Here is a 13412-nt window from a genome sequence, read left to right as displayed (position 1 = left end):
CACCGCCGGACTTCCTTTAACAGAAAGGCCACCCAACGCAGGGTGGCCTTTCTGCATTTCTGGATCAGATTCAAGGCCGCCCTCACGGGCGGCCTTTTTTCGTGTGCCGACCCGCGACCTCCGCCGCTGCGCGGCGGGATTCGCGTGTCCGCACACGACCTGAGCGCCGACGACGGGCAGTTCGGGGAAGGTCTCGCCCGAGTCCGTTTGGGCATCGACGCGACGACGACGCGGGGCTACTCTGGGCGTCAGACGGGCCGTTCGCCCGCCTCCCGGTGGACCAAGGAGCTCTCGATGGACGCGATGATGATGGACTCGATGAAGAGCATGGACATGATGCCCGGCATGAAGATGATGGACATGACTCTCATGCAGGCGTGCATGGACGCGTGTTCGGCCTGCGAGCAGGCATGCACGGTGTGCGCGACGCAGATGATGGACTGTTCGCCGTCCTGTATGAACTGCGCAGACATGTGCAACACCATGATGCGCTCGATGATGCGCATGCAGGGGATGACTCCGGCGGTCATGATGTCGATGCTCGACGCCTGCATGGCGATGTGCCAGCTCTGCATGGACATGTGCATGAAGCACGAAGCCCACAGCGAGGTGTGCCGGATGTGCGCCGCCGCATGCAAGGCCTGCATGGACGCCTGCATGGCGATGCGCGACTCCATGATGGCAGCCTGAGCGGCGGGGTCTCGCGTCCCGGTCGATGCCGGGTGATTTAGGATCGGAACATGCTCGTTGTTCGAGGCGCCCGTGCGGTGCTGAAGGAGGTCACTGGCGCGATCTGCGCCGGTGACAGAGGCTGACGCCCCTGCCGGCGGTCTACTGCCGGCTCGTTCGTCGCGCCCGCGTGAACATTCCGCGGGACATCCTCCGGCTGGTTTCGCCAGCCGATTTCTCGCGTCTGCCACAGCGGCAGCCGTTCTAACCTCGCACAGAGAGCACGACATGCTTCCCATCGATGAGCGCGCCATCCGCGCGTCCTTCCGCAATGCCTCCCGCAAAGAGGCCTCCTCCATGACCCCGCCGCCGGAGTTCGGCGCGGTCGACTTCACCCAGCTCGACTACCTCGGGTGGTCGGATCCGAAGATGCCCCGCCGGGCTTACATCGCGGCGCACCGCGATGACGGCTCACCGGTCGCGGTGCTGTTGCAGCAGGCCGAGCAGCGCACGAATGCCCGCGCGCAGTGTTCGTGGTGTGAGGACGTCACGCTGCGCAACGACGTGCAGTTCTTCGCCGCGCGCAAGGCCGGCTCCGAGGGGCGCAACGGCAACACCCTCGGCGTGCTGATCTGCGCGAACTTCGGCTGCTCTGCCAACGTGCGGCGCCTGCCGCCGCTGGCCTACGAGGGATACGACCGCGAGGCCGCGCGCGAGCAGCGGATCCTTCGTCTGCAGCAGCACGTCCTAGGCTTCCTCCGCGAACTCGGAGCGTAGCCGTCGGTGTCCCTCGTCCCTCGAGGCGAGGGACACCGCCCGGAAGCGGGTCAGGCGCGGGCGACGTTGTAGCGCAGAGCGCCGATCGCGAGCACGTCCCATCGGGTGTGCACGGCGACAGGCTGACCGGGCTCGACTTCGAGGGCGGCGCCGCCGGCGTTCCACAGCGAGAGCGTCTCGCCGTCGAGCGTGGCGACCTGCACGATGCCGGCCTGCCGATCGACGCCCGACACGAGGGCATCGGTCCAGCCGGCGGTCGTCGCGGCGGCGAGGCGCGCCTGGATCAGGTGCAGCGCGTGGCCGGGAGCGTAGGAGGAGCAGACGTCACCGTGGTCGCACATGCACCGGGCAGCCTCACGCACCGGAAGGGGCGAAAGGTGGATGCGGGGCGTGGTCACGATGGTCTCCTCACAGGATCGGTCCGATCAGGTTACGGCCGGGCGTGTCGCGGACGGTAACGCCCGTGAAATGTGCCGACACATGATCGAATCTGCGCCTGTGCGCGGATCCGATCGTGTTCCGGTGAGGGGCCGGATCCGATCGTGTTTCCGTGAGGGGTCAGAGCCGAGGCGTACGCGGAGGTGACGTGCGGCGGTCGCCGGTCGCCTCGAAGGCGGCGGCGAGCTGCAGCAGGCGGGTGTCGTCATAGGCGCGGCCGGAGATGGTCAGGCCGACCGGCATCGCGATATCGGAGAGGGTGCCCATCGGCACCGTCACGGAGGGGATGCCGAGGTGCCGCGGCACGATGTTGCCATTCGCGACCCAGACCCCGTTGCGCCAGCCCTTGTCGGCGGATGCGGGATTGACGTCCATGTCCGCCGGCCCGATGTCGGCCATCGTCGGGTGGATCACGGCGTCCAGTCCGAGGCGGTCCATCCACTGCTCGAAATCGATGCGACGCGTCTCCTCGAGACCGTTCAGGCCGGCTTCCATGTGCGGGATCACCGTCATGTCGGTGACCGGGTTCGCACGGAACAGGTCGGGCAGCTCGTTGATGTCGTCGTCGAAACCGGTGTAGCGATCGGGGAGAGCACCCGCGGGGGCGGGGAAGATCTTCGCGCCGTCGACCTGCGTCAGCGTGTTGAGCGCAGGATCGCCGTTCGCGCCGAGGAAGTCGTCCCATCCCCATGCGCACAGCTCGATGACCTCACTGCGCAGGAACTCGGGCGGAACTATGCCGCGGTTCGCGATAGTCGGTGCCCCGGCACGATCGCCCTCGTAGTTGGAGACGGCGGGGAAGTCGACCTCGACCACCTCGGCGCCGGCCGCCTCCAGCGCGGCGCGGGCGGCGCGCCACAGCTCCATGACCGATTCGCGGGTCTCGATGCGCTGTCCCGTCGGCCCGCCGATCCCGGTCCCCGTGCCGGCCTCGGGATCCGCGTTGATGAACATCCGGGGGACGCCGAACCGCTTGCCGCCCAGTTCCGCGGGGTCCAGGGCGACGTACGACTCCGGACGCACCTCCGACGCCGCAGGCAGTGGCACCCACGGCTGCGCGCGCCAGAAGTCCCCGCGCGTCGTGTGATCGTCGGCGACGACCACATCGAGGATCTCGAGCAGATCGGAGACGGTGCGCGCGTGCGGCACCACGATGTCCTGCGTCGGCACGAGCGGCCAGTTGCCGCGCACCGAGATGACGCCGCGGCTGGGGCAGTACGCGACGAGCGCATTGTGGGACGCCGGCGCCCGACCGCTCGACCAGGTCTCCTCGCCGAGGCCGAAGGCGGCGAACGATGCCGCGGTCGCCGTGCCCGAGCCGTTCGACGAACCGGATCCGAAGGCGCTGGTCAGCCAGTCCGCGTTGTACGGGCTTTCGGCGCGACCGTAGACGCCGCGCTGCATGCCGCCGTTCGCCATGGGCGGCATGTTCGTGAGCCCGAGGCAGATCGCACCGCCGGCACGGAGGCGCTCGATCGTGAACGCGTCGCGCTGGGCGACGAGCTCGGCGAAGGCTGGGGAGCCCGCTGCCGCCGTCAGCCCGCGCACGAGGTAGCTGTCCTTCGCCGTGTACGGGATGCCGTCGAGCGGGCCGAGGATCTCGCCGCGGGCCCGACGGGCATCCGAGGCCGCGGCCTCGGCGCGCGCCTCGGGGTTGCGCACCACGACGGCGTTCAGCGCTGTCGCCGTGTCGGGCCCGTCGTAGGCGTCGATGCGGGCGAGATAGGCGTCGACCAGTTCGACAGCCGTGGTCTCGCCGGCCTCGAGGGCCTCACGCAGGCGGGCGATGGGGGTCTCGACGACGTCGAACATGGGCGGATCCTTCGGTCGTGCGTCTGTTTGCGCCGAACCGTGGGGTCCAGAAGCGCAATGCCACGGTTTGGCGCAGACAGACGGGAGGGTCAGGGGCGGCGGCCTCAGGCGGAGAGCGTGGGCTGCTGCTGGGTGATGCAATGGATGCCGCCGCCGCGGTCGAACAGCGGGCGCGCGTCGACGGTCACGACACGACGGCCGGGGTACGCCTCCGACAGGATGTCGCGGGCGCGCGCATCGGCGATGTCGTCCCCGAAGCCGCACGCGATGACACCGTCGTTCGTGACGAGGTGATTGACGTAGCTCCAGTCCACGAAGCCCTCTTCGTCGCGCAGCGTCGCCGGGGCCGGGATGTCGACGACCTCGAACGCGCGCCCCGCGGCGTCGGTCTGCGCCGACAGGTGCTCCCGCAGTGCGGCCGACACCTCGAAGTCGGGGTGTCCGGGATCCTGCTGCGCGTGCAGGAGGATCCGGCCGGGGGAGGTGATCGCCGCGACGATGTCGACGTGGCCGTTGGTGCCGAAGTCGTCGTAGTCGCGGGTGAGGCCGCGCGGCAGCCAGACTGCCTTGGCGGCGCCGATGGTGCGGAGCATCTCGGCCTCCACGCGCTGGCGGTCGAGGTAGGGGTTGCGGCGCGGGTCGAGCTGCACGGTCTCCGTGAGCAGCACCGTGCCTTCGCCGTCGACGTGGATGCCGCCGCCCTCGTTCACGAGCGTGGAGCTCACCAGCTCGGCGCCCGTCTCCGCGGCGATGATGCGCGCGTGCTGGGCGGCGTCGTGCCAGCGGGCCCACTCCGGTGCGCCCCAGCCGTTGAACACCCAGTCCACTGCACCGAGCACGCCGGGCCGCTCGGGGTCGACCACGAACGTGGGGCCGGAGTCGCGCATCCAGAACTCGTCCACCGGGGCTTCGAGGATCGTGATGTCGGAGGACAGCATGCGCCGAGCGCGGGCCATCTCACTCGGATCCACGAGGATCGTCACCGGGGTGAAGGCGGAGACGGCGTGGGCGACGGCGGTCCACGTGGCGTAGCCCTCCTCACGCAGCGCGTCGGTGTCGCCGAGGGTCTCGCCTTCGGCGGGGAAGGCCATCCAGACGCGGTCGTGTCGGGCGGTCTCGCTGGGCATCAACCAGGGCATCGGTGCTCCTCGGATCGGGTTCATCCCGCTTATTGAACAAGCGGCCAACTAGCGATACGGTATAGCCCCATGAGCACCTCGTCAACCCCCCGGCCGAAGAGGATGCCCCCGGAGCAGCGGGAGAAGGCGATCCTCGACGCCGCCGTCGCCCTCGCGCGGCAGGGCGGGATCGCCGCGCTGACTGTGCGCACGGTCGCCGCCGCGGCGGGCGTGACGCCGGCGCTCGTCACGCACTACCGGCCCAGCATGGACGCCTTCGTGGCCGAGGTGTTCGGCACGATCGTCGGCGCCGAGCGCGAGGAGGTCGTCGCCGACGGCCGAGCAGCCGCGAACCTCCGGGCGCGGATCACCCGCATCGTGGAGACCCTGCTCGACGGCGACCGCGACGACGTCACCCTGGTCTGGGTGCAGGCCTGGGCGGCCGGCGCGCGCAACGACGTGCTCGCCGCCCGGGTGCGGATCGAGATGGATCGATGGCAGCAGGATCTCGAGGCGGTCCTGGCCGAGGGTGTCGCGGCAGGGGAGATCGCCGCGGCACAGGCCGAGGGGGCGGCATGGCTGCTGCTCGCGACCGTGGACGGGATGAGCGCCCACTCGCTCGTGAAATGGGCGCCGGAGGATCGGGGTGCGCTCGCCCGGCGCACGGTGTCGGCGGTTCTGGGCTGAGCTGGAGATCGCGGAGCTGGCCGGCAGAGCCCTGTTCAGCGGTCGCGAATTGCGGCTATGAGTCGCTGAGAACCGCCATTCGCGACCAGTGAGCAGCAGGTGGTCGACGCGGGATCCGGAGCCTCGATCAGCCGGCGAGGATCCGGAGCGCTGAGGTCGTGTCGGACACCGTCAGCTGCGGCGGGTACAGCCCCATGACCTGGATCGCGGCCCCGTGATTCTCCGGTGTCGAGCCGGCGCAGGCGTCGGCGGCGATCGTGACACGTGCACCCGCATCGGCTGCGGCCAGCGCGGTCGAGATCACGCAGCAGTCCGTGGAGACGCCGGCGAGCACGACGGGGGCGGATCCGATGTCCTTCGACAGACTCAGGAACCGATCGATGGCATCCCACTTGCCGAACGTGGGCAGATCCAGCGTCGGATGCGGGGAGAGGCTCCGCGCGGCGGGCACGAGGTCGTACAGCGGATCGTCGGCAGACTTGTCCGCGAACGGCCAGGCCGCGAAGTAATCGCCCCATGACGTGCGGCGATCCGCGGTCGGCAGCCAGCGGGTCACGAGCACCCGGTCGGTCGCGACGTCGGCGAGACGGCGGATGTTCGCGAACGCCGCGGGGAACATCGGCGAGCCCCAGGCCGAGTCCGGCGCGGCGAAGATGTTCTGCGGGTCGATCACGACCAGCCAGGGACCCTTCGATGGGGTCAGGGACCGGCCCGCTTCGGCCGCATCCGTCATGCCTGCTCCTGGCGGCGGATCCTCCCGGCGCGGGCGAACCAGCCGACGACGAAACCCAGCACGAGTGCGAAGAACACGCCGAGGTTCGCGTAGGCCCACTCGCCGTCCTTGCCGCCGATGAGGCCGAGGAAGTAACCCTGCCAGTTGTTCCATGGTGCAGCCTCGGCGAAGGTGTTGATCACGAAGCCCCAGCCGATCACCGACGCGACGATCAGGGTGACGATCGAGACGCCGTCCCACGCGCCGTAGCGTCCGCGTGCATCGAACAGCGCCGCCTCGTCGTAGTCCTTCTTGCGGCGCAGGATGTCGGCGATCAGGATCCCGGCCCAGGCCGCCATCGGAACGCCGAGTGTGATGAGGAACGACTGGAACGGTCCGATGAAGTCCTGCGCGAAGAACACCACCACGATGGTCCCGATGGTGAGGATCACACCGTCGACCGCCGCGGCCGCGGGACGAGGGATCCGGATGCCCAGGCTCAGCAGTGTGAGGCCCGACGAGTAGATGCCCAGCACCGCGCCGGAGACCAGCGTGAGGATCGCCACGATGAGGAACGGGAACAGCGCCCATGCCGGCAGCAGCGTCGCGAGCGCGCCGATCGGATCGGCGGCGACCGCGGCGCTGAGCTTGTCGTTCGACCCGGCCAGCAGCAGGCCGAAGAACACCAGCACGATGGGCGCGACGGATCCGCCGATCGTGTTCCAGGTGACGATCTGCGCATCGGAAGCCGTGCGCTTCTGATAGCGCGACCAGTCGGCGGCGATGTTGATCCAGCCGAGCCCGAAGCCTGTCATCACCATGACCAGCGCGCCGATCGTCTGCGCGAGCGTGCCGTCAGGGCGAGAGAACGCGGTGGTCCAATTGATGCTGCCCACGGTGAGGATGAGGAACAGGATCGTGAACGCGCCGGTCAGCCAGGTGAGCACCGACTGCAGCTTCATGATCGTGTGATAGCCGAGCACCGACGCGCCCACGATGAGCGCCGCGACCAGCACGGTCGCGATGAGGTGCACGGCGACGTCGCCGTCTGCGCCGACCCAGCCGAGCGCGTGCAGCACCGTGGTGGTCGCGAGCACGGCCGTGATCGTGAGCGAGGTCTCCCAGCCGATCGAGGTCAGCCACGAGACGATGCCGGGGATCTTCTGCCCCTGCACGCCGAACGCCGCGCGGGACAGGACCATGGTCGGCGCGGATCCGCGCTTGCCGGCGATCGCGATGAGTCCGCACAGCGCGAACGACACCACGATGCCGATGATCGCCACGATCGTCGCCTGCCACAGCGAGATCCCGAACCCGAGCAGGAAGGATCCGTAGGACATGCCGAACACCGACACGTTCGCGGCGAACCACGGCCAGAACAGGTCGCGGGGGCGCGCGGTGCGCTCGGACTCGGGGACGATCTCGATGCCCCGCCGCTCGATGAGGGCGGCGGATCCGGGCTGTGAATCGGCGGACATGGCTTCATCCTGGCAGGCACTGGCGGGATCCGGGGCGGATCCGGGGAACTCCGGGCGATTGGGGGAACTCCGGGTTGGCCCCTGGTGCACGCGGGTGGGCCCCTGGTGCACGCGAGACTCCATCTGAGTCACGAGACTGCGGCGGCCAGCTGCATTCTCGGAGCGCAGATGAAGTCTCGCGGTCAGGTGGGCGGAGCGAGAACGGATCTTCGCGCCGGATGCCCATCGAATTCGAAGCTTCGTTGCCGGTACGATATCGCCGACCCGTTGATCCGGCGCGGCATTCTGCTCGTCGCCGGGCGCTCGTAGGCTTCCGGGTCGGAAGGATCCTCATGGACGCCTCGCGCATGCATGCCGCCTCGCCCGAATCCGCCGCGATCGTCGACGCCGTGCTCGACTACTCCCGCCGCCGGATGCTCGCCACCGATGTGCCCCTCGACAAACCGCAGCCCGAGGCCGAGCTTCGTCGCCTGGTCGGCACGACCATCACGGACGAGGGGCTCGGCGGGCAGCGCGCGCTGAGCGTGTTCGAGCACATCCTCGCGCCGGCCTGTCTGACCACGAGCCACCCCAACTACCTCTCCTTCATCCCGAACGCGCCGACCGTCGCGGCCATGGCGTTCGACCTGGTGGTCTCCGCATCGGGGCTCTACGGCGGCAGCTGGCTCGAGGGCGCGGGCGCCGTGCACGCCGAGAACGAGGTGCTGTCGTTCCTGGCCGCCGAGTTCGGTCTGCCCGACACGGCCGGCGGCGTTTTCGTGCAGGGCGGCACGATCGGCAACCTGTCCGCGCTCGCCGCGGCCCGTGACAAGGCGGGCCGGCGCCTTGACGCCGCAGGCACGCCGCGGCCCGCGCGGTGGAAGCTCGTGTGCAGCCTGGAGGCGCACTCGTCGAACAAGTCGGCCGCGAAGATCATGGACGTCGACGTGATCGCGGTCCCGGCCGGCGCTGACGGCAAGCTGCACGCCGACGAGGTGCGCGCCGCGCTGGAAGAGCACGGCGAGGCCGTGTTCGCCGTCGTCGCGACGGCAGGATCCACCAACTTCGGCATCCTCGACGACATCGCCGGCATTGCCGCGCTCAAGGACGAGTTCGACTTCTGGCTGCACATCGACGGCGCCTACGGGCTCACCGCGATGCTCGCACCCGAGGCGCGGGCGTGGTTCGCGGGCGTCGAACGGTGCGACTCGCTCGTCGTGGATCCGCACAAGTGGCTGTACGCGCCGTTCGACTGCTGCGCGCTGCTGTACCGCGACCCGACCGACGGCCGCCTCGCGCACACTCAGCACGCGGAGTACCTGGACACGCTGACCGACACCGATGAGTTCAGCCCTTCGGACTACTCGATCCAGCTCACCCGGCGTCCGCGCGGACTGCCGCTCTGGTTCTCGCTGGCGACCTATGGCGTGGACGCGTACCGCACGGCGGTCTCGGAGACGCTGGCGCTCACCCGCCGGATCGCGCACGAGATCTCCTCGCGTCCCGAGTTGCGCCTGGTGCGCGACCCCGAGCTGTCGGTGGTCGTGTTCGAACGCGAGGGCTGGGAGCGCGCCGACTACGACCGCTGGTCGGACGAGCTGCTGCAGTCGCAGCGTGCGCTCGTCGTGCCGAGTTCGCACGCCGGCCGGGTCAACACGCGCTTCGCGATCCTCAACCCCCTGACGACGTTCGAGGACCTCGTCGGGATCCTCGACACGATGCGCTGATCGGGTCCTTTCGGGGTCGTTGAGCGAGCGGAGCGAGCCGAAACGCCGTGCCCTTGACGGTGACCGCGTTTCGTCTCACTCCGACTGCGTCGGTGCTCGCTCAACGACCCCGAAGAGCAGGGCACGCGAGCGGGCTCAGCCGGCGAAGAAGGCCTTCGCGACGGCGGTGAGGTCGTGCAGGTCACTCACGCCCGCGAGTTCGCGGGCGGAGTGCATCGACAGGATCGGGATGCCGACGTCGACCGTGCGGATCCCGAGGCGGGTCGCCGTGATCGGGCCGATCGTGGATCCGCAGGGCACGTCGTTGTTGGAGACGAACTCCTGGGTCAAGACGCCGGCGGCGTCGCACCAGCGATGCCAGGCGGCGGCGCCCACGGCGTCGGTCGCGTAGCGCTGGTTCGCATTGATCTTCAGGATCGGACCGGATCCGAGCACGGGCTGCACGACCGGGTCGTGCTTGCCGGCGTAATTGGGGTGCACCGAGTGCCCGACGTCGCTGGACAGGCACCACGACGCCGCGTAGGCGCGATGCACGTCGACGGCGTCGGCGCCGAGACCGGCGTAGATGCGCTCCAGCACGTCCTCGAGGATGGGGCCTGCGGCGCCCGAGCGGGAGCCGGACCCGAGCTCCTCGTGGTCGAACGCGGCGAGCACCGCGATCGCGTCAGGCTCGCCGTGGGCAGCGACCTCGCCGAGCGCGACCACGCCCGCGTGCACCGAGGCGAGGTCGTCCAGGCGTCCGCTCGCGAAGAACGCGTCGTCCTTGCCGAACACGGCACCGCGGGCGCTGTCGGCGACGACCGCGTCGAAGCCGCGGATCTCGCGGGGATCGATCCCCGCGGCGTCGGCCAGCTCGGCGAGCAGGTCCGCCTCGAGCGGGTCGCCCAGCCCCCACACCGGCTGGGTCTCGTTCTGCTTGTCGAGCGCGAGACCGTTGTTCACGCCGCGGTCGAGGTGGATCGCGAGCTGCGGCAGCCGCAGCAGAGCACCGGTCGCGGCGAGCACGACCCGGCCATCGGCGAGTGCGAGCCGCCCTGCCAGGCGCAGCTCGCGGTCGAGCCACGAGTTCAGCAGCGGTCCGCCGTACACCTCGACGGCGGCCTGGAGCCAGCCCTTGGTCCCGGTGGTCGGACGCGGCTTGAGCTTGAACCCGGGGGAGTCGGTGTGCGCGCCGAGCACGTGCGTCGGCGCGGTGGCGGTGGCCCCGGCGGGCACCACCCACGCGATGGCCGCGCCGTCGCGCACGATCACGAAGCGGCCGCCGGGCTGCGCGGGCCACGCCTCGGTTTCGTCGAGACGGGTGAATCCCTGCTCCTCGAGGCGACGGGCGACCTCCTCGGCGGCGTGGTAGCTGGACGGCGAAGCGGCGACGAAGTCGGCCAGATCCTCGACATGCGTGCGGGCGGAGGCGGCGTGGGACATGCGGATCCTTCCGAGGCGGGCGCGACAGCCGAAGCGACGCAGAGCACTTCGATCGTAACCGCGCGGGCCGTGCTCGAAGCGGACGGGGCCGAGCCTCAGGTCGCGATTTCTGCTCTTCCGGGCGCTGTTTTCGCGCCGAAAGTGCGACCTGAGCGGAGGGAGTGCGACCTGAACGTGCGGGATGAAACAGGGCGGACGACGAAGGGAGCGGATCCGTGTGGACCGCTCCCTGCATTTCCAGGATACCGGAGGGGGTGGGGCTTGCGGCAAGGCCCCCCTGCGGGGGCAGACTGTGTGGTTTCGCCCAGGAATCGGAGGATCCGTGCGCCCTGAATCCACCCACGAAACCACTCTCACCACGACCCCGCCGGCCGCCGCATCGGCCGCGGCCTGGTCGCCGACGATCTTCGCCCTGCCGCCCGCCCTGTCCCGCAAGGCGGATCCGGCCCTGATCGCCGCCGACGACGCCCACCTGATCGCCATCCGCGACCGCCTCGCCGAGGAGGTCGCCGCCCTCGAGGACCGTCTCGTGCGACTGCGCGCTGCCCCCGCCCGGCTCGGTCAGGAGGCGCTCGACCGCGATCTCGAGATCCACCGCTCGAGCTCGCGCCTGCAACTTCTGCGTCGGTTCGGGGTCGACCTCTGCCTCGGGCGCATGGCCGTCGCCGGTGACAGCGATGCGGACGGACCCGGATCCGGATCCGCCGGGCCCGAGTTCGTCTACATCGGGCGCATCGGGCTGTCCGATGCCGAAGGACGACGGCTGCTCGTGGACTGGCGCGCGCCGGCGGCCGAGCCGTTCTTCGCGGCGACCCACGCGGATCCGCAGGGCCTGATCAGCCGACGCCGGTACCGCTGGGCCTCGCGCCGCATCACCGACTACTGGGACGAGGTGTTCGACCCCGCGTTCTACCGTGGTGAGGGCCCGGAGGGTGCGGCCGCGCTCGACGACCAGTCCGCGTTCATCGCCAGCCTCGGCGCCTCGCGCTCGCCGCGGATGCGGGACGTGCTGAGCACGATCCAGGCGGACCAGGATGCGATCATCCGCGCATCCTCACGTCACCCGCTGGTCGTGGACGGCGGCCCCGGCACCGGGAAGACCGTCGTCGCGCTGCACCGCGCCGCCTATCTGATGCATGCCGAGCAGCGTCTCAGTCATGGCGGGATCCTGTTCGTCGGGCCGCACCAGCCCTACCTCGCCTACATCGAGGACGTGCTGCCCAGCCTCGGGGAGGACAGCGTCCGGGTGTGCACGCTGTCGGATCTGGCACCCGAGGGCAGAGCAGGCGATCGCACGCCGGAGGAGCAGGATCCGCTCGCGCGAGCGCTGAAGTCGGGCGCGCGACTCCTCGACGCGGTGACCGCCGCGGTCCGCTACCACGAGCATGCGCCGAACGAGCCGCTGCTCGTGGAGACGCCGTGGCGCGACGTGATCGTGGAGCCGGCGCTGTGGGACGAGGCGTTCGACGCCCCGGAGCCCGGTACGCCGCACAACGACGCCAGGGACGACGTGTGGGAGGCACTGATCGGCGCGCTCGTCGAGGACAACGCCGACGACGACGTGCCGCCGCGGCGGCTCGATCGCGCCCTGCGGCAGAGCGACGCGCTGCAGCGCGCGTTCGTGGCCGCCTGGCCGGTGCTGGATCCCGCTGGGGTCGTCGCCGACCTGTGGTCGACGGCGGCGTACCTGCGGATCTGCGCTCCCTGGCTCGCCGAGGACGAGCGCGCGGCCCTGCGGCGGGAGGACCCGAGGGCGTGGACGCGCCAGGACCTGCCGCTGCTCGACGCGGCCCGCGCGCTGACCGGGGATCCGGAAGGCTCTCGGCAGCGTCGGCGGCAGGAGGCCGTGACCGCCGAGGAGCGCGAGCAGCGCGAGCGCGTGCTGGACGAATTGCTCGCCGCCGATGACGACAAGGAGAGTGCGATCACCGGGTTCTTCTTCGGGGACGACAGCGCCGGCGTGCGCGCGATGCTGCAGGACGAAGCCGCCCTGCCGCGGCGCGACCCCGACGCCCTCGCAGGGCCGTTCGCGCACGTGATCGTGGACGAGGCCCAGGAGCTCGGCGACGCGGAATGGGCGATGCTGCTGCGCCGCGTCCCGTCGCAGAGTCTCACGATCGTCGGCGACCGCGCACAGGCCCGACACGGGTTCGGCGAGTCGTGGACCGAGAGGCTCGAGCGGGTGGGGCTTCGTCGCATCGAGCGCGCGTCGCTGCGCATCAACTACCGCACGCCGGAGGAGGTCATGGCTGTGGCGGAACCCGTGATCCGCGCCGCGCTGCCCGACGCGAACGTCCCGGTCTCGGTGCGCGCGAGCGGAATACCGGTGCGGTATGCAGTGCTCGCCGAGCGGGACAGGATCCTCGCGGAGTGGCTCACCGCGCACGAGGACGGCATCGCCTGCGTGATCGGCGACGAGCGGCCGTTCCCGGACGCGCGGGTGCGGTTCCGCACGCCGACGACCGCCAAGGGGCTCGAGTTCGACCTCGTCGTGCTCGTGGATCCCGAGTCCTTCGGCGACGGTATCGAGGGAGCGGTGGACCGCTACGTCGCGATGACCCGCGCCACGCAGGAGCTGGTGATCCTCAGCTGA

General features: G+C 70.3%; 11 protein-coding genes. 5 read left to right on the top strand and 6 right to left on the bottom strand.

Annotated elements, in window-relative coordinates:
- Together ACTJI8_RS14350 and ACTJI8_RS14345 are read left to right on the top strand one after the other, a co-directional pair.
- The coding region (locus ACTJI8_RS14350) for a hypothetical protein (protein WP_440734086.1) at nt 1-690 on the top strand (690 nt) is incomplete at its 5' end.
- A 267-nt stretch (nt 691-957) separates the two neighbouring features.
- Nucleotides 958-1446, top strand: coding sequence for an FBP domain-containing protein (locus tag ACTJI8_RS14345; protein ID WP_440734085.1), 489 nt, complete (start codon nt 958-960; stop codon nt 1444-1446).
- 50 nt (nt 1447-1496) lie between these two features.
- Here ACTJI8_RS14345 and ACTJI8_RS14340 read toward each other — a convergent pair whose 3' ends face one another.
- From ACTJI8_RS14340 to ACTJI8_RS14330, 3 genes are all read right to left on the bottom strand, one after another.
- Nucleotides 1497-1844, bottom strand: a complete 348-nt coding sequence (locus tag ACTJI8_RS14340) for a hypothetical protein (protein WP_440734084.1) — start codon at nt 1842-1844, stop codon at nt 1497-1499.
- A gap of 160 nt (nt 1845-2004) precedes the next feature.
- Nucleotides 2005-3696 carry an amidase gene (locus ACTJI8_RS14335; RefSeq protein WP_440734083.1) on the bottom strand — a complete coding sequence of 564 codons (1692 nt, stop codon included), beginning with the start codon at nt 3694-3696 and terminating at the stop codon, nt 2005-2007.
- 104 nt (nt 3697-3800) lie between these two features.
- Nucleotides 3801-4835 carry an agmatine deiminase family protein gene (locus ACTJI8_RS14330; RefSeq protein WP_440734082.1) on the bottom strand — a complete coding sequence of 345 codons (1035 nt, stop codon included), beginning with the start codon at nt 4833-4835 and terminating at the stop codon, nt 3801-3803.
- A 69-nt stretch (nt 4836-4904) separates the two neighbouring features.
- Here ACTJI8_RS14330 and ACTJI8_RS14325 point away from each other — a divergent pair, with 69 nt between their 5' ends.
- The gene (locus ACTJI8_RS14325) at nt 4905-5501 is read left to right on the top strand and encodes a TetR/AcrR family transcriptional regulator (protein ID WP_440734081.1); all 597 of its coding nucleotides are present in this window, start codon (nt 4905-4907) and stop codon (nt 5499-5501) included.
- 127 nt (nt 5502-5628) lie between these two features.
- Here ACTJI8_RS14325 and ACTJI8_RS14320 read toward each other — a convergent pair whose 3' ends face one another.
- Both ACTJI8_RS14320 and ACTJI8_RS14315 read right to left on the bottom strand, forming a co-directional pair.
- Nucleotides 5629-6234, bottom strand: coding sequence for a cysteine hydrolase family protein (locus ACTJI8_RS14320; protein ID WP_440734080.1), 606 nt, complete (start codon nt 6232-6234; stop codon nt 5629-5631).
- Nucleotides 6231-7691: a purine-cytosine permease family protein gene (locus tag ACTJI8_RS14315; RefSeq protein WP_440734079.1), complete on the bottom strand. Its 1461-nt coding sequence runs from the start codon at nt 7689-7691 to the stop codon at nt 6231-6233. The genes ACTJI8_RS14320 and ACTJI8_RS14315 overlap by 4 nt, the downstream gene beginning before the upstream one ends.
- A 332-nt stretch (nt 7692-8023) precedes the next feature.
- Here ACTJI8_RS14315 and ACTJI8_RS14310 point away from each other — a divergent pair, with 332 nt between their 5' ends.
- Nucleotides 8024-9397: a pyridoxal phosphate-dependent decarboxylase family protein gene (locus ACTJI8_RS14310; protein ID WP_440734078.1), complete on the top strand. Its 1374-nt coding sequence runs from the start codon at nt 8024-8026 to the stop codon at nt 9395-9397.
- A gap of 135 nt (nt 9398-9532) precedes the next feature.
- Here the strand turns inward: ACTJI8_RS14310 and ACTJI8_RS14305 are convergent, their stop codons facing one another.
- Nucleotides 9533-10819, bottom strand: coding sequence for a M18 family aminopeptidase (locus ACTJI8_RS14305; RefSeq protein ID WP_440734077.1), 1287 nt, complete (start codon nt 10817-10819; stop codon nt 9533-9535).
- A gap of 403 nt (nt 10820-11222) precedes the next feature.
- Between ACTJI8_RS14305 and helR the strand changes: the two genes are divergently transcribed.
- Nucleotides 11223-13412 carry an RNA polymerase recycling motor ATPase HelR gene (gene helR / locus ACTJI8_RS14300; RefSeq protein ID WP_440734100.1) on the top strand — a complete coding sequence of 730 codons (2190 nt, stop codon included), beginning with the start codon at nt 11223-11225 and terminating at the stop codon, nt 13410-13412.

This window comes from Microbacterium sp. 22303 (genome assembly GCF_052045265.1).
Lineage (GTDB): Bacteria > Actinomycetota > Actinomycetes > Actinomycetales > Microbacteriaceae > Microbacterium.
The sequence above is the reverse complement of the archived record's forward strand: the minus strand, read 5'-3'. Positions and strand labels throughout refer to the sequence as shown.